Below are 18,616 nucleotides of genomic sequence, written 5' to 3' on the forward strand. Positions count from 1 at the left end.
TGTGACAGACGTGGACGACCGCGCGTGGTTGGCCCAGCGGTTCGAGGAGCAGCGGCCGCGGCTGCGGGCGGTGGCCTATCGCATGCTCGGGTCGGTGAGCGAGGCCGACGACGCCGTCCAGGAGGCCTGGCTGCGGCTGAGCCGGTCGGATCCGAGTGCGGTCGAGAACCTGGGTGCCTGGCTGACCACGGTGGTGGCGCGGGTCGCGCTGAACCTGCTGCGCTCCCGCGCGCAGCGGCGGGAGGAGCCGCTCGACGTGCACGTGCCCGACCCGATCGTCAGCCGCGAATCCGGGCTCGACCCGGAGCACGAGGCGGTGCTCGCCGACTCGGTCGGGCTCGCGCTGCTGGTGGTGCTCGAGACGCTGACGCCGGCTGAGCGGCTCGCCTTCGTGCTGCACGACATGTTCGGCGTGCCCTTCGAGGAGATCGCGCCGATGATCGAGCGCACGCCGGCCGCTGCGCGGCAGCTGGCCAGCCGCGCCCGCCGCCGGGTTCGAGGACGAGCGCCGGCTCCGGATCCGGATCTCGCCCGCCAACGGGCGGTCGTCGACGCCTTCTTCGCCGCCGCCCGCAACGGCGACTTCGACGGCCTCGTCGCCGTGCTGGATCCGGACGTCGTGCTGCGGTCCGACGGCGGAACCAGGCGCACCCGCCTGTCGGTGGTCTACAGAGGCGCATCGACGGTGGCCGAGCAGGCGATCACCTTCGGCCGGCTCTCGCCCTTCGCGCGGCCGGCGCTGGTCAACGGTGCCGCCGGAGTGGTGGTCGCGGCGCAGGGCCGCCCACTGTCGGTCATGGGCTTCACCGTCACCGACGGGCGGATCGTCGCCATCGACGTGCTCTCCGACCCGGACCGCCTGGCCCGCCTCGACCTCGCCGTGCTCGACGACTGATCATCCACGGCAGCGGCTCTTGATCATCGTGGCCAGCCGCATGCCTGCTCGTTAGCGGCCATGCGGGCGGCATGGCGCACGACGACGAAGGGGTGTTCATGGCCCCTTCCCGGACGTGGGAAGCAACCGCCGCCTGGCAAGGCGGGGGCGAAACCGGCAAGTGGCATGAGCGACTGCCGCTGGGGCCCGGTGACGCGCCCCGGGTCTCGTGCCGCTTGCATGCGGGCTACTCCTGCGGGATCAGGGCAGCGTAGTGGGCCTGCTCGGCCTGATCTCGAGTGCGAGCAGAGCACCGGCCGGCATCCCGCTACCGGCCGAGGACGGTGGTGCGAGGCGTCACGCCCGCTGGCGAGTCCCGGTCACGCGTCGCCGACGAGGGCGACTGCGGCCCGGAGCGCGATCAGCCTCAACGCGAACGATGTCGCGGGACACCTCCCGCACGGTGTCCCGGCATCTCTGTCGAGCGGGTGACGGGAATCGAACCCGCATGGCCAGCTTGGAAGGCTGGGGCTCTACCATTGAGCTACACCCGCGACGGTGCCCCGACAGCGTAGCCGCTGGCGTTCCGGCCACCTGCGCCGCGTCGTCCCCGCTCGGACGGGACCTAGACTCGACCCGCCACGGGGTGTGGCGCAGCTTGGTAGCGCACCCGCTTTGGGAGCGGGGGGCCGCAGGTTCAAATCCTGTCACCCCGACCGTCTCCGTCCTCCCGGTCCGCCGGACCGGCGTCCCCGCGGCTGTCTCTAGACTCGGGGGTCGACCCGGCGTCGTCCGTCTTGCCCGGCGCCCCATCCCCATCTGTCGATCGAGGAGCACTGCCGCTGTGAAGAGCACCATCGAGGAACTGGGCCCCACGCGGGTCCGGATGGCGATCGAGGTGCCGTGGGGGGACCTGGACCACGCCTTCGGTGAGGTCTACAAGGAGCTCGGCCGCCAGGTGCGCGTGCCCGGCTTCCGCCCCGGCAAGGTGCCCAACCGGGTGCTCGACCAGCGCGTCGGCCGGCCGCTCGTCCTCGAGCAGGTCATCAACCACGCCATCCCCGAGGTCTACTCCGAGGTCGTGCGGGAGAACCAGGTGCGCGTCCTGGGCCAGCCGGACATCGAGGTGACCCGCCTCGACGACAACGACACCCTCGCCTTCACCGCCGAGGTCGACGTCGCCCCCAAGGTCGAGGTGCCGTCGCTGGACGAGCTCGCGGTCACCGTCGACGACGTCGAGGTCACCGACGAGGAGATCGACCAGCAGATCTCGGTCATGCGCGAGCGCTTCGGCATGCTCACCGGCGTCGACCGCGCCGCCCAGGACGGTGACTTCGTCTCCATCGACCTCGAGGCCAAGCTCGGCGACGAGGTCCTCGAGGACGGCTCGACCACCGGCATGTCCTACGAGGTCGGCTCCGGCAACCTCATGGAGGGCCTCGACGACGCCGTCCGCGGGCTGTCCGCCGACGAGTCCACCACCTTCCAGACCGCGCTGCTCCAGGGCCCGAACGCCGGCGAGACGGCCGACGTCACCGTCACCGTCCGCTCGGTGAAGACCAAGGAGCTGCCGGAGCTGGACGACGAGTTCGCCTCCACCGCCAGCGAGTTCGACACCCTCGAGGAGCTGCGGGAGGACGTGCGCACCCGGCTGGCTCGCACCAAGGTGCTGCAGCAGGGTGCGCAGGCCCGCGACAAGCTGGTCGAGCACCTGCTCGAGACCGTCGAGGTGCCGATCCCGGAGAACCTCGTCGAGCGCGAGATCGAGTGGCGCAACCAGGCCATGCAGAACGAGCTGCAGCAGGCCGGCATGGACTGGGACTCGTTCCTGCAGATGTCCGGGGTCGAGAGCCAGGAGGCCTACGACGCCGACCAGCGGAAGAACATCGAGGAGGCGGTGCGCACCCAGTTCATCCTGGACGCCATCGCCGACGCCCGTGAGGTCACCGTCGACAACGACGACCTCTCGGCGCAGATCATGGCCCAGGCCCAGCGCAACCGGATGAGCCCGGAGCAGTACGCCCAGCAGCTGCAGCAGGGCGGCAACATCGCCGAGTTCGTCGCCGACGTCCGCCGCACCAAGACCCTCGCCCAGCTCCTGGAGCAGACGACGATCACCGACGCCTCGGGCAACGTGGTCGACCTCGAGGCGCTGCGGCCGAGGACGGTGCAGGCCCCGGCCGACGCCGAGGACGCCGACGCCGAGGACGCCGACGCCGAGGACGCCGAGGAGGCCCCGGACGCCGAGGTCGCCGACGCGACCGCCGCCGAGGCGACCGAGGGCGCGACCGAGGACACCGAGGACGTCACCAAGAGCTGAGAGCGGCCACCCGAGCACGCTCGCGGCGAGCCGCGCACGACCGACGCCGTCCCACCCCGGGCTCCGGGGAGGGGCGGCGTCGGTCGTCCCGGGAGGCGATGGACCGGCCGGCCGCTGCGCCCACGGCGAACACCCCCCGCGTCGGGACTGCCCCCTCCAGCACGCGCGTTAGGGTCGACGCAGACCCAGATCGGCACCGGGTACACCGCACCGCGGCGGTGCCCGGCCCGGCACCACCAGCCCCGCCCAGCGAGACCGACTGCACGACAGTCCAACGGAGGTCACCGCACCCGTGAGCACCAACCCGAACCAGGCGAGCGCGCCGCTCCTGCGTGGCGCCGCCGGGGGGATGAACCTCGGCGACTCCGTCTACGAGCGCCTGCTGCGCGAGCGCATCATCTTCCTGGGCACCCAGGTCGACGACGTCATCGCCAACCAGCTGGCCGCGCAGATGCTGCTGCTGTCGGCTGAGGACCCCAAGCAGGACATCCACCTGTACATCAACTCGCCCGGCGGCTCGGTGAGCGCCGGCATGGCCATCTACGACACGATGCAATTCATCGACTGCGACGTGGCCACCTACGGCATGGGCCTGGCCGCCTCGATGGGCCAGTTCCTGCTGACCGCCGGCTCCAAGGGCAAGCGCTACGCCCTGCCGCACGCGCGGATCATGATGCACCAGCCCTCGGCCGGCGTCGGCGGCACCGCGGCCGACATCGCCATCCAGGCCGACCTGTTCCGGCGCACGAAGCGCGAGCTCAACGAGCTGCAGTCCTTCCACACCGGCCAGCCGATCGAGCAGATCGAGCGGGACTCCGACCGCGACCGCTGGTTCACCGCGCAGGAGGCCCTCGAGTACGGCTTCGTCGACCACGTCGTCAGCCGTGCCGCCATGACCGACCAGGCCAACCCGGTCACCGACAACTGACGGTTCGGAGGAACTGACATGAGCTTCGAGATGCCCTCCAGCCGTTACATCCTGCCCTCCTTCGTGGAGCGCACGAGCTACGGCATGAAGGAGTCCAACCCGTACAACAAGCTCTTCGAGGAGCGGATCATCTTCCTCGGGGTGCAGATCGACGACGCGTCGGCCAACGACGTGATGGCCCAGCTGATCACGCTGGAGTCCAGCGACCCCGACCGCGACATCACGATCTACATCAACTCGCCCGGTGGCTCCTTCACCTCGCTGATGGCCATCTACGACACGATGATGTTCGTCCGGCCCGACATCCAGACCGTCTGCATGGGCCAGGCCGCCTCGGCCGCCGCCGTCCTGCTCGCGGCCGGCACCCCCGGCAAGCGCCTCGCGCTGCCGTACTCGCGCGTGCTGATCCACCAGCCCTCCGGCGAGGCCGGCGGTCAGGTCTCGGACCTGGAGATCCACGCCGCGGAGATCGAGCGGGTGCGCCTGCAGATGGAGCAGATCCTGGCGCGGCACACCGGCCGCACCGCCGAGCAGATCCGGGCCGACATCGACCGCGACAAGATCCTCACGGCCGAGGAGGCGAAGGCCTACGGCATCGTCGACGAGGTCATCCAGAGCCGGAAGCTGAACGCGCTCCCGGCCTGATCACCCGAACCGGGACGGGTCGAGTGTGCGCGTGTCGGGCGCTCGACCCGTACCGTCGGGGGACGCGGGACGCATGTGGTCACGGCGCCGCCCCCGCCGGGCGAGTCATCGCCCTCCGGGGTCGGGGCCAGCAGGTACGGTCGGCGAGCACCCGATCCCCGGCCCGACGTGCCGGGAGGAGAGCCTCGCCGGAGTGGGCCGAGCGCGGGACATCAGCACCATCAACAGGCGGGCTCCTGAGACACCAGGAGCCTGGAATCCCCCCGAGGTGGAGGTCAGCAGGTGGCACGAATCGGTGAGAGCGGTGACCTGCTCAAGTGCTCGTTCTGCGGGAAGAGCCAGAAGCAGGTCAAGAAGCTCATCGCTGGCCCCGGGGTCTACATCTGCGACGAGTGCATCGACCTCTGCAACGAGATCATCGAGGAAGAGCTCTCGGAGTCGTCGGACCTGAAGTTCGACGAGCTGCCGAAGCCCAAGGAGATCCACGACTTCCTCGAGCAGTACGTCATCGGCCAGGACAAGGCCAAGCGTGCGCTCTCGGTCGCGGTCTACAACCACTACAAGCGGGTGCAGGCCGGTAACCCCGGCGGTCGCGACGACTCCGTCGAGCTGGCCAAGTCCAACATCCTGCTGATGGGCCCGACCGGCTGCGGCAAGACCCACCTCGCCCAGACGCTGGCCCGGATGCTCAACGTCCCGTTCGCCATCGCCGACGCCACGGCGCTCACCGAGGCCGGCTACGTCGGTGAGGACGTCGAGAACATCCTGCTCAAGCTGATCCAGGCCGCCGACTACGACGTCAAGCGGGCCGAGACCGGCATCATCTACATCGACGAGGTCGACAAGATCGCCCGCAAGAGCGAGAACCCGTCGATCACCCGCGACGTCTCCGGCGAGGGCGTGCAGCAGGCGCTGCTGAAGATCCTCGAGGGGACGACGGCGTCGGTGCCCCCGCAGGGTGGCCGCAAGCACCCGCACCAGGAGTTCATCCAGATCGACACGACGAACGTGCTGTTCATCGTGGGCGGCGCCTTCGCCGGGCTGGAGAAGATCATCGAGCAGCGGGCCGGCAAGCAGGGGATCGGCTTCGGCGCCGAGGTCCGCGGCAAGAAGGAGATCGAGGAGGCCAACGCCTTCGCCGAGGTCATGCCCGAGGACCTGCTGAAGTTCGGGATGATCCCCGAGTTCGTCGGCCGGCTCCCCGTCATCACCAGCGTGGAGAAGCTGGACCGCGACGCGCTGATGAACATCCTGACCGAGCCGAAGAACGCCCTGGTGCGCCAGTACCGGCGGCTGTTCGAGCTCGACGGGGTGGAGCTGGAGTTCACCGACGACGCCCTCGAGTCGATCGCCGACCAGGCCATCCTCCGCGGCACCGGAGCCCGTGGGCTCCGCGCGATCATGGAGGAGGTCCTGCAGTCGGTGATGTACGACGTCCCCAGCCGGGACGACGTCGCCTCTGTGATGATCACCAAGGAGGTCGTGCTCGAGCACGTCAACCCGACGATCGTGCCGCGCAAGCCCAGCCGGGAGCGCCGCGAGAAGTCGGCCTGACCCCAGGCGCACCGCCGACGGCCCGTCCCCCAGGGGGCGGGCCGTCGCGCTTCCCGGGGTCGTGTGTGCGCGGATCGGCAGGTCCTGGCCGAGGAACTGCCGGTCAGCGCACTCGGTCGATAAGGACTGTCCACAGATCCCCCCGGCCGGCCTGCACCAGGCGTTCCGCGCAGCAGCCTCCCGGCATGGCGTTCGACGTGTCGGCGGTGGTGGGCCCGCAGGGCTGGGTGACCAGCGAGGAGCTCCTCATCCGGGTGAGCCCGCGCACCGTGGGCTCGTGGGTCGCCGCCGGCAAGCTGGTCCGGCTGCGGCCCGGCGTCCTGGCCCTGCCGTCCGCGGCGCAGCAGTGGCGCACCCGGCTGGCCGCAGCACTCGAGGGACGGGAGGCAGTGGCCAGCCACGGCACGGCGCTGGCGCTGTGGGGCCTCGCGGCGCACCCGAGCGGTCCGGTGCACGTCTCCGTCGGCACTTCGATGAGCGCCCGCGGCTCCGCAGGGATGGTGGTACACCGGGCTCCGGCCATCTGGGCCGAACGGCGCCGCGTCGACGGGCTGGCGGTCACCTCGGTCGAGCGGTCCGTCGTCGACTCCTGGCCGCGGCCGGCCGGGCTCGACCGCACGGCCGTCCGGGCGGCGGCCATCACCGCGGTGCGGGATCGGCACTGCTCACCGCGGGACCTCCTGACCGAGCTGGCGCGCCGACCCCGGCTCGGTGACCGCACGGAGCTGTCCCGCCTGGCGACGCTGCTGGCCGACGGCTGTCGCAGCGAGCTGGAGATCTGGGGCTGTCTCCAGGTGCTGCGCGCGCCCGGGATGCCGCCGTTCGTGCAGCAGCGCCGGGTGACGGTCGCCGGCCGCACGTTCGTCCTGGATGCCGGGTACGACGACGTCCTGCTGGCCGTGGAGATGGACGGGGCCGCCTGGCACGGGTCGCGCACCCAGCGAGAGGCCGACATCGCTCGGGACGCGCTGCTCGCGACGATCGGGTGGCAGACCCTGCGCTTCGGCTACGCGCGCATGACGAGGTCTCCCGATGCCTGCCGTCGCGAGATCCTCGCTGCCCGGCAGGCCCGCTTGCGCCTCTTCGCGGCCGACCGGGTGCGCTGATCGGCAGATCCTGAGTCGAGACCTGCCGACCAGCGCACACAGACGCCGCGGTCAGGACTCCGCGGGTGGGGCGAGGACGACGTCCACGGCGAGCGGGCCGTTCCCGGGGGCGACGGTCAGCGAGGCGATCCGGCCGGCCTCGGCCAGGTCGCTGCGCGCGGCCTCCACCAGCGGCACCTGCTCGGCCGGCGCGGTCACCGTCGCGGACTCGACGTCGGCCCGCATGGAGACCTTGGCGTCGGACTTGGCCTTGCGGACCCCGGCCAGCGCGGCCGCCACCACCGAGACCACCGCCGGGTCCCCGCCGGCCGGCAGTCCGGCGGCGGCCGGCCACGGCGCGCGGTGCACCGAGCCGGACTGCCACCAGGACCAGACCTCCTCGGTGACGAACGGCAGCACTGGCGCGAACAGCCGCAGCTGCACCGACAGCGCCAGCGCCAGCGCGGCCCGGGCGGACTCGGCGGCCGGCCCCGACCCGTACGCGCGGGACTTCACCAGCTCCACGTAGTCGTCGCAGAACGACCAGAAGAACGCCTCGGCCACCTCGAGCGCGCGGGTGTAGTTGTGGGCCTCCATCGCGGCGGTCGCCTCGTCGACGACACCCGCCAGCCCGGCCAGCAGGCCCCGGTCGACCGGCTCGGTCACCTGGTCCGGGGACGCCGCCGCCGAGGCGCCCAGGCCGAGCACGAACTTCCCGACGTTGAGGATCTTGATGGCGAGCCGGCGGCCGACCTTCATCTGCGCCTCGTCGAACGGCGAGTCCGCCCCCGGCCGGGCCCCGGCGGCCCGCCAGCGCACCGCGTCGGTGCCGTAGCGCTCCAGCACGTCGATCGGCGTGACGACGTTGCCCTTCGACTTCGACATCTTCTTGCGGTCGGGGTCGACGACGAAGCCGGAGATGGTGGCGTGCGTCCACGGCACCGTGCCGTGCTCGAAGTGCGAGCGGACGACGGTGGAGAACAGCCAGGTCCGGATGATGTCGTGGGCCTGCGGGCGCTGGTCCATCGGGAAGACGTGCGCGAACAGCTCCGGGTCGGTGTCCCAGCCCGAGGCCACCTGCGGCGACAGCGACGACGTCGCCCAGGTGTCCATGACGTCGGGGTCGGCGAGAAAGCCGCCGGGCACGCCGCGCTGGTCCTCGGAGAAGCCCTCGGGGACGTCGGACGACGGATCGACCGGCAGCGCCGACTCGGGCGCGAGGATCGGCTCGTCGTACACCGGGTCACCGGAGGAGTCCAGCCGGTACCAGACCGGGAACGGGACGCCGAAGAACCGCTGCCGGCTGATCAGCCAGTCGCCGTTGAGGCCCTCGACCCAGTTCTCGTACCGGTACCGCATGTGCTCGGGCACCCACTGGATCTCCCGGCCCCGCGCGACCAGCGCCTCACGCAGGGCGGCGTCCCGGCCGCCGTTGCGGATGTACCACTGCCGCGTGGTGACGATCTCCAGCGGCCGTTCGCCCTTCTCGTAGAACTTCACCGGGTGGGTGATCGCCCGCGGCTCGCCGTCCAGGTCCCCGGACTGCTGCAGCAGCTCGACCATCCGCTGCTGGGCGCTGAACACCGTCTTGCCGGCCAGCTCGGCGTACGTCTCGGCGGGCACCCCGGGCGGCGCCTCGGGCAGCAGCCGGCCGTCCCAGCCGACGATCGCGCGGGTGGGCAGCTGCAGCTCGCGCCACCAGGTGACGTCGTTGAGGTCGCCGAAGGTGCAGATCATCGCGATGCCCGAGCCCTTGTCCGGCTCCGCGAGGCGGTGCGCCACCACGGGCACCTCGACGTCGAAGACCGGCGTCCGCACGGTCTGGCCGAACAGCGACCGGTAGCGCTCGTCGTCGGGGTGCGCGACCAGCGCGACGCAGGCCGGGATCAGCTCGGGCCGGGTGGTCTCGATGAACACCGGGCCGGCCGGGCCGGAGAACGAGATCCGGTGGTAGGCGCCGGGCCGCTCGCGGTCCTCGAGCTCGGCCTGCGCGACCGCCGTCCGGAAGGTGACGTCCCAGAGGGTCGGCGCCTCCTGCGCGTAGGCCTCGCCACGGGCGAGGTTGTGCAGGAACATCCGCTGCGCGGTCGCCCGGGAGGTCTCCGAGATCGTCCGGTAGACGTTCGACCAGTCCACCGACAGCCCGACCCGGCGCCACAGCTGCTCGAAGGCCCGCTCGTCCTCCTCGGTCAGCCGCATGCACAGCTCGACGAAGTTGCGGCGCGAGACCGGCTGCTGGTCCTTGCCCGGCTTGGCCGGCGGCGTGAAGCCCTCGTCGTAGGGGAGCGAGGGGTCGCAGCGCACGCCGTAGTAGTTCTGCACGCGGCGCTCGGTGGGCAGGCCGTTGTCGTCCCAGCCCATCGGGTAGTAGACGTGCTTGCCGCGCATCCGCTGGTAGCGGGCGACGATGTCGGTGTGCGTGTAGCTGAACACGTGCCCGACGTGCAGCGAGCCGCTGGCCGTCGGCGGCGGGGTGTCGATCGACCAGGTCTGCTTCCGGGGCGCCGCGAGAGCGGCCGCGCGGTCGAAGGCGTAGGTGTCGTCCTCGGCCCAGCGGCCGATCCACTTGTCCTCGAGCCCGTCGAGCGACGGCTTCTCCGGTACGCCGACCGCGACTCCCGGCGCAGCGGTGTCCGGGGTGCGGGTGTCGGTGACCATGTCCCTGAGTCTAGGAACTGCGCGGCTGGCATCCTGGAGAGGATGAGCAGCGACCTGACCCGCGTCGAGGAAGAGCTGCTGGCCCGCTGGCCCGAGACCCGTCTGCAGCCCTCGCTGGCCCGCATCTCCGCCCTGGTCGACCTGCTCGGTTCCCCGCACCGCGCCTACCCCGTCGTGCACGTGGCCGGCACCAACGGCAAGACGACGACGGCGCGGATGGTCGACGAGCTGCTGCGGGGCTTCGGCCTGCGGGTGGGCCGCTTCACCAGCCCGCACCTGCAGTCGGTGCGGGAGCGCATCGTGCTGGACGGCGAGCCGGTTCCCGCCGAGCGGTTCGTGGAGACCTACGACGACATCGCGCCCTACGTGCAGATGGTCGACGCCGCCGGCGAGCACCCGATGAGCTTCTTCGAGGTCATGGTCGGCCTGGCCTACGCGACCTTCGCCGAGGCGCCGGTCGACGTCGCGGTCGTCGAGGTCGGCATGGGCGGCACGTGGGACGCCACCAACGTCGTCGACGCCCGCGTCGCGGTCGTCACCCCGGTCGCGCTGGACCACGCCGAGTACCTCGGTCCGGACGTCGGCACGATCGCCGGGGAGAAGGCCGGGGTCATCAAGCCCGACGCGGTCGCGGTGCTGGCCCGCCAGCAGCCCGCGGCGCTGGACGCGCTGGTCCGCCGCGCGGTCGAGGTGGAGGCCGTGGTCGCCCGCGAGGGCACGGAGTTCGGCGTGCTGGACCGGCGGGTCGCCGTCGGCGGGCAGCAGCTGCGCCTGCAGGGTCTCGGCGGTGAGTACGAGGACGTCTTCCTCCCGCTCTTCGGCGCCCACCAGGCGCAGAACGCCGCGACCGCGCTGGCCGCCGTCGAGGCCTTCCTCGGCGCCGGGGCGGCGACCGGCACGATCGACGTGGACACGGTGCGCGCCGCGTTCGCCGCCGTCCGCTCGCCCGGGCGGCTGGAGCGGGTGCGCACCAGCCCGACGGTGCTGGTCGACGCCGCGCACAACCCCGCCGGCATGGCCGCGACCGTCGACGCGATCCGGGAGTCCTTCGACTTCACCCGGCTGGTCGGCGTGGTGGGCGTGGTCCACGGCAAGGACGTCGCCGGGATGCTCACCGCGCTCGAGGAGGTCTGCGCCGAGCTGGTGGTCACCCAGCACAGCTCGCCGCGCGCGATGCCGGCCGACGAGCTCGGCGCGCTGGCGGTCGACGTCTTCGGCGCCGACCGGGTCAGCGTCTCACCGCGGCTGCCCGAGGCGCTCACCGAGGCGATCGAGCTGGCCGAGGCCGGGCCGGACGACGCGCTGGGCGGCTCCGGCGTGCTGGTCACCGGCAGCGTGATCACCGCGGGGGAGGCCCGCACCCTGATGGGCGGGACCACGCCGTGACGGCGCCGGACCCGGTGCGGGCGGCCCGGGCGCTGCGCGGAGCCGCGGCCGGCGTGCTGGTGCTCGAGGGCATCGCGGTGCTGTTCGTGCCGCGCGGCATCGCGCAGACCGAGGAGGGCCTCGGCGGTGTGCAGCTGACGCTGCTGCTGGTGCTGGCCGTCGTCCTCGTGCTGGCCAGCGGGGTGCAGCGCCGTCCCCAGGGCCTGGTCGTGGCCACCGCGCTGCAGGTGCCGCTGCTGCTCACCGGTCTGATCAACAGCGTGATGTGGTTCGTCGGCGGGGTCTTCGTGCTGATCTGGCTGTACCTGCTGCAGGTCCGCAAGGAGCTGCTGGGCTCGCCGTTCGGGGAGCCGGGCCCCCGTTCGGACGACGACGCCGGCGCGGGCGCCGCGTAGGCTCCGCGCTCGTGTCTGAAGCCACCCCCGCCCGCACCCTGGTCCTCGTCAAGCCCGACGGCGTCGCCCGTGGCCTGGTCGGCGAGGTGATCGCGCGGCTGGAGGCCAAGGGCCTGCGCCTGGTCGCCGCCGAGCTGCGCACCCTGACCCGCGAGGTCGCCGAGGAGCACTACGGCGAGCACCGCGAGAAGCCGTTCTTCGGCCCGCTGGTCGAGTTCATCACCGGCGGCCCGCTGCTCGCGCTCGTCGTCGAGGGCCCGCGGGCGGTCGAGGCGTTCCGCGCCCTGGCCGGCGCCACCGACCCGGTCAAGGCCGCCCCCGGCACCATCCGCGGCGACTTCGGCCTCGAGGTGCAGAACAACATCGTCCACGGCTCGGACTCCGACGAGTCCGCCGCCCGCGAGATCGCGCTGTTCTTCCCGAAGCTGGGCTGAGGCCCGTCCGCGAGATCTGCACACCGGTCGTCATCGGGGCGCTGATGACCGCCACTGTGCAGATCTCGCGGCGACCGGCGCCGTCTACCCTGGACGGGTCATGAACGGTGAATCGCTGTACCCCCGTCTCGAACCGCTCCTCGCGCAGGTGCAGAAGCCGATCCAGTACGTCGGTGGTGAGCTGAACGCGCAGGTCAAGGCGTGGGACGACGTCGCCGTCCACTGGGCGCTGATGTACCCCGACGCCTACGAGGTCGGGCTGCCCAACCAGGGCCTGATGATCCTGTACGAGGTGCTCAACGAGCGGCCCGACGCCCTCGCCGAGCGCACCTACGCCGTCTGGCCCGATCTCGCCGCCCTGATGCGCGAGCACGACGTCGGTCAGTTCACCGTCGACTCGCACCGCGCGGTCGCCCACTTCGACCTGCTCGGCGTCAGCTTCGCCACCGAGCTGGGCTACACCAACCTGCTCGAGGCCCTCGACCTCGCCGGGGTGCCGCTGCACGCCGTCGACCGCGACGAGACGCACCCGGTCGTGGTGGCCGGCGGGCACGCCGCGTTCAACCCCGAGCCGGTCGCCGACTTCGTCGACTGCGCCGTCCTCGGCGACGGCGAGCAGGTCGTCGGCGACATCACCGACGTCGTGGCGGCGTGGAAGCAGCAGGGCCGGCCCGGCGGCCGGCTCGAGCTGCTGGCCCGCCTCGCCCGCGTCGACGGCGTCTACGTGCCGCGGTTCTACGCCGTCTCCTACGGTCCGGACGGCGCCATCGCGGCCGTCACCCGCACCCGCGACGACGTCCCCGCGCGGGTCGGCAAGCGCACCGTGATGGACCTCGACGAGTGGCCCTACCCGAAGACGCCGCTGGTGCCGCTCGCCGAGAGCGTGCACGAGCGGATGAGCGTGGAGATCTTCCGCGGCTGCACCCGCGGCTGCCGGTTCTGCCAGGCCGGGATGATCACCCGCCCGGTGCGGGAGCGGACCATCACCGGCATCGGCTCGATGGTCGAGCAGGGGCTGCGGGCGACCGGGTACGAGGAGGTCGGGCTGCTCTCGCTGTCCAGCGCCGACCACTCCGAGATCGGCCAGGTCGCCAAGCAGCTCGCCGACCGCTACGAGGGCACCAACACCGGGCTCTCCCTGCCGAGCACCCGGGTCGACGCCTTCAACGTCACCCTCGCCAACGAGCTGTCCCGCAACGGCCGCCGCTCCGGCCTGACCTTCGCCCCCGAGGGCGGCAGCGAGCGGATCCGCCGGGTGATCAACAAGACGGTCTCCAAGGACGACCTCGTCCGCACGGTCACCACCGCGTACGCCAACGGCTGGACGCAGGTGAAGCTCTACTTCATGTGCGGTCTGCCGACCGAGACCGACGAGGACGTGCTGGAGATCGCGGAGCTGGCGGTCGAGGTCATCCGCGCCGGCCGGGAGGCCAGCGGCCGCAAGGACATCCGCTGCACCGTCTCCATCGGCGGCTTCGTGCCCAAGCCGCACACGCCCTTCCAGTGGGCCGGGCAGGCCAGTGCCGAGACGATCGACTCCCGGCTCCGGCTCCTCCGGCAGGCGATCAACAGCGACCGCCGCACCGGCCGCTCGATCGGCCTGCGCTACCACGACGGCAAGCCCGGCGTGATCGAGGGCCTGCTCTCCCGCGGCGACCGCCGGGTCGGCCGGGTCATCGAGCGGGTGTGGCGCGAGGGCGGCCGGTTCGACGGCTGGAGCGAGCACTTCTCCTACGAGCGCTGGACCGCCGCGGCCGCCGGGGAGCTGGCGCCCCTCGGCGTCGACCTCGACTGGTACACCACCCGCGAGCGCGACCAGGACGAGATCCTGCCCTGGGACCACCTGGACTCCGGGCTGGACAAGGAGTGGCTCTGGGACGACTGGCAGGACGCCCTCAGCGAGGAGGAGGTCGCCGACTGCCGGTGGACCCCCTGCTACGACTGCGGCGTCTGCCCGACCAACGGCACCGAGATCCAGATCGGGCCGACCGGGCGCAGCCTGCTCCCGCTCACGGTCGTCGGCCGGTAGTGGCGCGCCAGCCCGAGGGGCCGCCCCCGCCGCCCACCGTGCAGAAGCTGCGGCTGCGCTACGCCAAGCGCGGCCCGCTGCGCTTCGCCTCGCACCGCGACCTCGCCCGCGCCCTGGAGCGGGCGCTGCGCCGCGCGCGGGTGCCCATGGCCTTCTCCGCCGGCTTCACGCCGCACCCGAAGATCTCCTACGTCGGCGCGGCCCCCACCGGGGCGGCGAGCGAGGCCGAGTACCTGGAGATCGGCCTGGCCGAGCGCCGGGACCCGGAGGAGGTGCGCGCCGCGCTGGACGCCTCGCTGCCCCCGGGCATCGACGTCCTGGAGTGCGTGGAGGCCGCCGAGGGCAGCGGGTCGCTGGCCGACCGGATCGACGCCGCGGCCTGGCGGGTGGAGCTGCCGGGCGTGTCGCCGGCCGACCTGGCCCGGGCCGTCGAGGCGTTCCTGGCCGCCGACGTGGTCACCGTCGAGAAGCGCACCAAGAACGGCCTGCGTGACGTCGACGCGCGGGCGGCCGTGGCCGGTGCGTCGGCGGCCGAGGAGGCAGGTTGTGCCATACTGCACATGGTCGTCCGGCAGGTGACGCCCGCCGTTCGACCCGACGACGTGTTGGCCGCCCTGGTTGCCGTCGCCGACCTGCGCCCGCCGTCGCCCCCACGGGCCGTGCGTGAGGCGCAGGGCCGGCTCGACGACACCGGGACCGTGGCCGACCCGCTCGGCCCGGACCGCGTTGCGGGCGCCCGCTGCCAGGGGGAGCCCGCGGCGGTCTGACCGTTGGGCCGGGGGCTCCACGCCGTCGCGCGGCACGGCTGCCAGACGTGACGCACCCGAGCACCACCTGAGACCTGCACCACCGGCGCCCGGCCGCGGCAACTCCTCGCCCGGACACCGGCCCACAGACTTCGCGAGCCGAGCCTGCCGCCGCACCCGGCGCGGAGGCCTGACCCGCCCAACCCGTGCTCCTGCGCGGCCGCCAGTCCCCGTGATCGGCGCCCGGGAGCACCACACAGGAGGCGAGCCACACGTGGCCGACCAGATCCAGGACAACACCCCCACCCCCACCCCCGCCGACGAGGGCCTCGACCCGGCCGCTCTGCCGGAGGGCGCCGAGACCCCCGTGGCGGAGGCCGAGCTGCAGGCCGCCGAGGCCGGCGAGGACGACGACGCCGGCGAGGAGGCCGCCGCGGTGGAGGCCGGGGGAGCGGCTCCCGAGGCCGAGGAGCCCCCGGGCTTCCGCTTCGGCGCCCAGTTCAGCTCCCCGGAGCCCACCGCGGTCATCGCCCGTCCTCGGCGGCGGGCCACCCGCCCGGCCAGCGCGGCCGATCCCGGCGACCACCCGCCGGCACCGCCCGCGGCCCCGACCATCCCGGCGTTCGTGAGCTTCGTCGCGCCCGCCGAGACGGACGTCCCAGCCCCGCAGCGCCGGCGCAGCCGCCGTCCGCTGGCCGAGTCGCCTCCGGTCGAGGAGTCCGACGTCGAGCCGGCCGAGGACACCGAGGACGAGACCCCGGCGCCGCGCTCCCGGCGCAGCCGCTCCCGGCGGCGCTCCGGCGGCGACGAGGCGCCCGCGGTCACCGAGGACGACGACGCCGACGAGGACCAGGCCGCGGAGGCCGAGGGCGACACCGACGCCGACGATGCCGACGACAACGGGTCCGCGGGCAGCCGGCGCCGCCGCCGGGGCCGCCGGGGCCGGGGGCGCGGGCGCAGCGGCGAGGACGCCGCCGACAACGACGACGACTCCGACGAGGACTCCGGCGACCAGCAGGGCGCCGACGAGACCGACGAGGACAGCGACACCGACGCCGACAGCGGTGAGGACACCGCCGAGGACGACGAGGGCGAGGCCGGCTCCAGCACCCGCCGCCGCCGCCGGCGGCGCCGCCGCGGGAGCACCGGTGAGGGCGGCGAGACCGCCGTCGACAGCGACGACGACCGCCCCGAGCGGGCCGGTCGCAACGGCCGGACCACCAGCGACGACGACGTCAAGGGCGTCACCGGCTCCACGCGGCTCGAGGCCAAGCGGCAGCGCCGCCGGGACGGCCGGGACAACGGCCGCCGGCGGGCGCCGATCCTCACCGAGGCCGAGTTCCTCGCCCGCCGCGAGGCCGTCGACCGCACGATGGTCATCCGCCAGCGCGGCGAGCGCACCCAGATCGCCGTCCTCGAGGACGACGTCCTCGTCGAGCACTACGTGACCCAGGCGCAGGCGACGTCCTTCGCCGGCAACGTCTACCTCGGCCGGGTGCAGAACGTGCTGCCCAGCATGGAGGCGGCGTTCATCGACATCGGCAAGGGGCGCAACGCCGTCCTGTACGCCGGTGAGGTCAACTGGGACGCCGCGGGGCTGTCCGGCAAGCAGCGCTCCATCGAGCAGGCGCTGAAGTCCGGCGACAAGGTGCTGGTGCAGGTCACCAAGGACCCGATCGGCCACAAGGGCGCCCGGCTCACCCAGCAGGTCAACTTGCCCGGCCGGTTCCTGGTCTACGTGCCCGGTGGCTCGATGACCGGCATCAGCCGCAAGCTGCCCGACACCGAGCGGACGCGGCTCAAGGACATCCTCAAGAAGATCGTCCCCGAGGACGCCGGCGTCATCATCCGCACCGCCGCCGAGGGCGCCTCGGAGGAGGAGCTGACCCGCGACGTCGCCCGGCTGCAGGCGCAGTGGGACGTCATCCAGAAGAAGGCGGAGTCGAGCAGCAACGCACCCTCGCTGCTCTACGGCGAGCCCGACCTGGCCATCCGGGTCATCCGCGACGTCTTCAACGAGGACTTCAAGGAGCTCGTCGTCCAGGGCGACGACGCCTGGGACACCGTCGAGGCCTACGTCGCGCACGTCTCCCCGGAGCTGGTCGGCCGGCTGACCCGGCACACCGGCGAGGGCGACGTCTTCCGCGACCTGCGCATCGACGAGCAGCTGGCCAAGGCGCTGGACCGCAAGGTGTGGCTGCCCTCGGGCGGCTCGCTGGTCATCGACCGCACCGAGGCGATGACCGTCGTCGACGTCAACACCGGCAAGTTCACCGGTTCCGGCGGCAACCTCGAGTCGACCGTCACGCGCAACAACATGGAGGCGGCCGAGGAGATCGTCCGCCAGCTCCGGCTGCGCGACATCGGCGGCATCATCGTCATCGACTTCATCGACATGGTGCTCGAGAGCAACCGCGACCTGGTGCTGCGGCGGCTGACCGAGTGCCTGGGCCGCGACCGCACCAAGCACCAGGTCGCCGAGGTCACCTCGCTGGGCCTGGTGCAGATGACCCGCAAGCGGGTCGGCCAGGGCCTGCTCGAGGTCTTCTCCGAGCCGTGCGAGCACTGCCGCGGCCGGGGTGTCGTCGTGCACGTCGACCCGGTGGACGAGAAGCGCCGCGGCGGCGGGAACGCCGGGAGCGGCAACGGCGGCAACGTCCGCCGCGACCAGCAGCGCGGCGGCAAGGACAACGGGGCCAAGGACAGCGGGGCCAAGGACAGCGGGTCCAAGGACAGCGGGGTCCGGGACGCCGAGCCGGCCGAGACCGTCGTGGACGGTGCGGAGGCACCGGTTCCGGACGGCGCGGACGGCGAGGGCGAGAACCAGCGCTCCGGCGGGAGCCGGCGCAGCCGCGGTCGCCGCAACCGCAGCCAGTCCGGCGAGGAGCGCGCGGCCGAGGACGCCGCCGTGCTCGCCGCCGTCGGCGGGCCGGCGGACGCCGCCGCGGTCGAGGGCATCGACACGCCCGACGCCCCGGCCGGGAACACCGACACGCCCGATCCCGAGGTCGCCGCGGTCGAGCCCGACCAGCCCGACGCGGTGACCCCCGAGCAGGCGCCCGAACCCGTCGCCGAGCCCGCTCAGCAGCCGGCTCCCGCGGAGCTCACTGGTGGACCGGCCCCCGCGGAGCAGGCCCTCGCCGAGCCGTCGCTCGCCGAGCCGGTGGACCGGGCCCTGAGCGCCGAGGGGTCCGACGACGAGGCCGTGCCCCCCGGTGCCGGCCCGGACGACCCCGGCCCGATGGACGACGAGCCCCCCGCGGAGCCGGCTCCCGCCGACGCGCCGCCGTCCGGGGGAGCGACGGGGGAGAGCCAGCCGCCGGTGGCCGACGACGGCAGCGGGACCGCCACGCCGGTCACCCGCCCACGGCGCCGCCGGGCCGCCAGCCGCCCGGCGGGCCCACCGGCGTCGTAGGCCCCCTGCAGGGGCCCGCCGCGAGCGTGCGAGCGGTGGGACCCTGCGGCAGGGCCGTCGGGGCTCGGGTACGCTGGTCGGGTTGCACCGCCCCGGTGCCGCGCACCGCACGGTGCCGCCTGGGAGGCGGTCAGCCCGTCCAGCACC

General features: G+C 73.0%; 13 protein-coding genes and 2 tRNA genes. 13 read left to right on the forward strand and 2 right to left on the reverse strand.

Annotated elements, in window-relative coordinates; translation table 11 throughout:
- The first annotated feature begins 10 nt into the window (after positions 1-10).
- Entirely contained in the window at positions 11-895 is an 885-nt protein-coding gene (gene sigJ / locus BUB17_RS01370) for an RNA polymerase sigma factor SigJ (protein WP_072911934.1), read from the forward strand.
- Between the two features lie 462 nt (positions 896-1,357).
- Here the strand turns inward: sigJ and BUB17_RS01375 are convergent.
- A tRNA-Gly gene (locus tag BUB17_RS01375) sits at positions 1,358-1,428 on the reverse strand.
- A gap of 88 nt (positions 1,429-1,516) precedes the next feature.
- On the opposite strand from BUB17_RS01375, the gene BUB17_RS01380 reads away from it, so the two are divergent.
- The 6 genes from BUB17_RS01380 to BUB17_RS01405 all read left to right on the forward strand — a co-directional run bounded on the left by BUB17_RS01380 (position 1,517) and on the right by BUB17_RS01405 (position 7,427).
- Positions 1,517-1,590: transfer RNA gene (locus BUB17_RS01380), tRNA-Pro, on the forward strand.
- A 128-nt stretch (positions 1,591-1,718) separates the two neighbouring features.
- On the forward strand, positions 1,719-3,194 hold the full coding sequence (tig, locus tag BUB17_RS01385; RefSeq protein ID WP_072911936.1) for a trigger factor: 1,476 nt from the start codon (positions 1,719-1,721) through the stop codon (positions 3,192-3,194).
- A gap of 292 nt (positions 3,195-3,486) precedes the next feature.
- The gene (locus tag BUB17_RS01390; RefSeq protein ID WP_432416372.1) at positions 3,487-4,122 is read left to right on the forward strand and encodes an ATP-dependent Clp protease proteolytic subunit; all 636 of its coding nucleotides are present in this window, start codon (positions 3,487-3,489) and stop codon (positions 4,120-4,122) included.
- Positions 4,123-4,140: 18 nt separating this feature from the next.
- Positions 4,141-4,767: an ATP-dependent Clp protease proteolytic subunit gene (locus BUB17_RS01395; protein ID WP_072911939.1), complete on the forward strand. Its 627-nt coding sequence runs from the start codon at positions 4,141-4,143 to the stop codon at positions 4,765-4,767.
- Positions 4,768-5,049: 282 nt separating this feature from the next.
- Positions 5,050-6,321: an ATP-dependent Clp protease ATP-binding subunit ClpX gene (gene clpX / locus BUB17_RS01400; protein WP_072911941.1), complete on the forward strand. Its 1,272-nt coding sequence runs from the start codon at positions 5,050-5,052 to the stop codon at positions 6,319-6,321.
- A 185-nt stretch (positions 6,322-6,506) separates the two neighbouring features.
- A complete protein-coding gene (locus BUB17_RS01405; protein ID WP_072911944.1) occupies positions 6,507-7,427 on the forward strand; it encodes a DUF559 domain-containing protein in 921 nt (306 codons plus the stop codon).
- A gap of 51 nt (positions 7,428-7,478) precedes the next feature.
- Here the strand turns inward: BUB17_RS01405 and valS are convergent, their stop codons facing one another.
- Positions 7,479-10,064: a valine--tRNA ligase gene (gene valS, locus BUB17_RS01410; RefSeq protein ID WP_072911947.1), complete on the reverse strand. Its 2,586-nt coding sequence runs from the start codon at positions 10,062-10,064 to the stop codon at positions 7,479-7,481.
- Between the two features lie 42 nt (positions 10,065-10,106).
- Here valS and folC point away from each other — a divergent pair, with 42 nt between their 5' ends.
- The 6 genes from folC (at position 10,107) to BUB17_RS01440 (ending at position 18,469) form a co-directional block, all read left to right on the forward strand.
- On the forward strand, positions 10,107-11,450 hold the full coding sequence (folC, locus tag BUB17_RS01415; RefSeq protein WP_072911950.1) for a bifunctional tetrahydrofolate synthase/dihydrofolate synthase: 1,344 nt from the start codon (positions 10,107-10,109) through the stop codon (positions 11,448-11,450).
- Positions 11,447-11,845 carry a DUF4233 domain-containing protein gene (locus BUB17_RS01420; RefSeq protein ID WP_072911952.1) on the forward strand — a complete coding sequence of 133 codons (399 nt, stop codon included), beginning with the start codon at positions 11,447-11,449 and terminating at the stop codon, positions 11,843-11,845. Before folC ends, BUB17_RS01420 begins: the two co-directional genes overlap by 4 nt.
- A gap of 11 nt (positions 11,846-11,856) precedes the next feature.
- A complete protein-coding gene (ndk, locus tag BUB17_RS01425) occupies positions 11,857-12,279 on the forward strand; it encodes a nucleoside-diphosphate kinase (RefSeq protein WP_072911955.1) in 423 nt (140 codons plus the stop codon).
- Between the two features lie 100 nt (positions 12,280-12,379).
- The gene (locus BUB17_RS01430) at positions 12,380-14,308 is read left to right on the forward strand and encodes a TIGR03960 family B12-binding radical SAM protein (protein WP_072911958.1); all 1,929 of its coding nucleotides are present in this window, start codon (positions 12,380-12,382) and stop codon (positions 14,306-14,308) included.
- Positions 14,308-15,075 (forward strand): TIGR03936 family radical SAM-associated protein, encoded by a 768-nt coding sequence (locus BUB17_RS01435; RefSeq protein WP_072911962.1) that lies wholly within the window; start codon positions 14,308-14,310, stop codon positions 15,073-15,075. The genes BUB17_RS01430 and BUB17_RS01435 overlap by 1 nt, the downstream gene beginning before the upstream one ends.
- A gap of 253 nt (positions 15,076-15,328) precedes the next feature.
- Positions 15,329-18,469: a ribonuclease E/G gene (locus BUB17_RS01440; protein WP_072911965.1), complete on the forward strand. Its 3,141-nt coding sequence runs from the start codon at positions 15,329-15,331 to the stop codon at positions 18,467-18,469.
- Positions 18,470-18,616 lie beyond the last annotated feature (147 nt).

The organism is Geodermatophilus obscurus (assembly GCF_900143215.1).
Lineage (GTDB): Bacteria > Actinomycetota > Actinomycetes > Mycobacteriales > Geodermatophilaceae > Geodermatophilus > Geodermatophilus obscurus_A.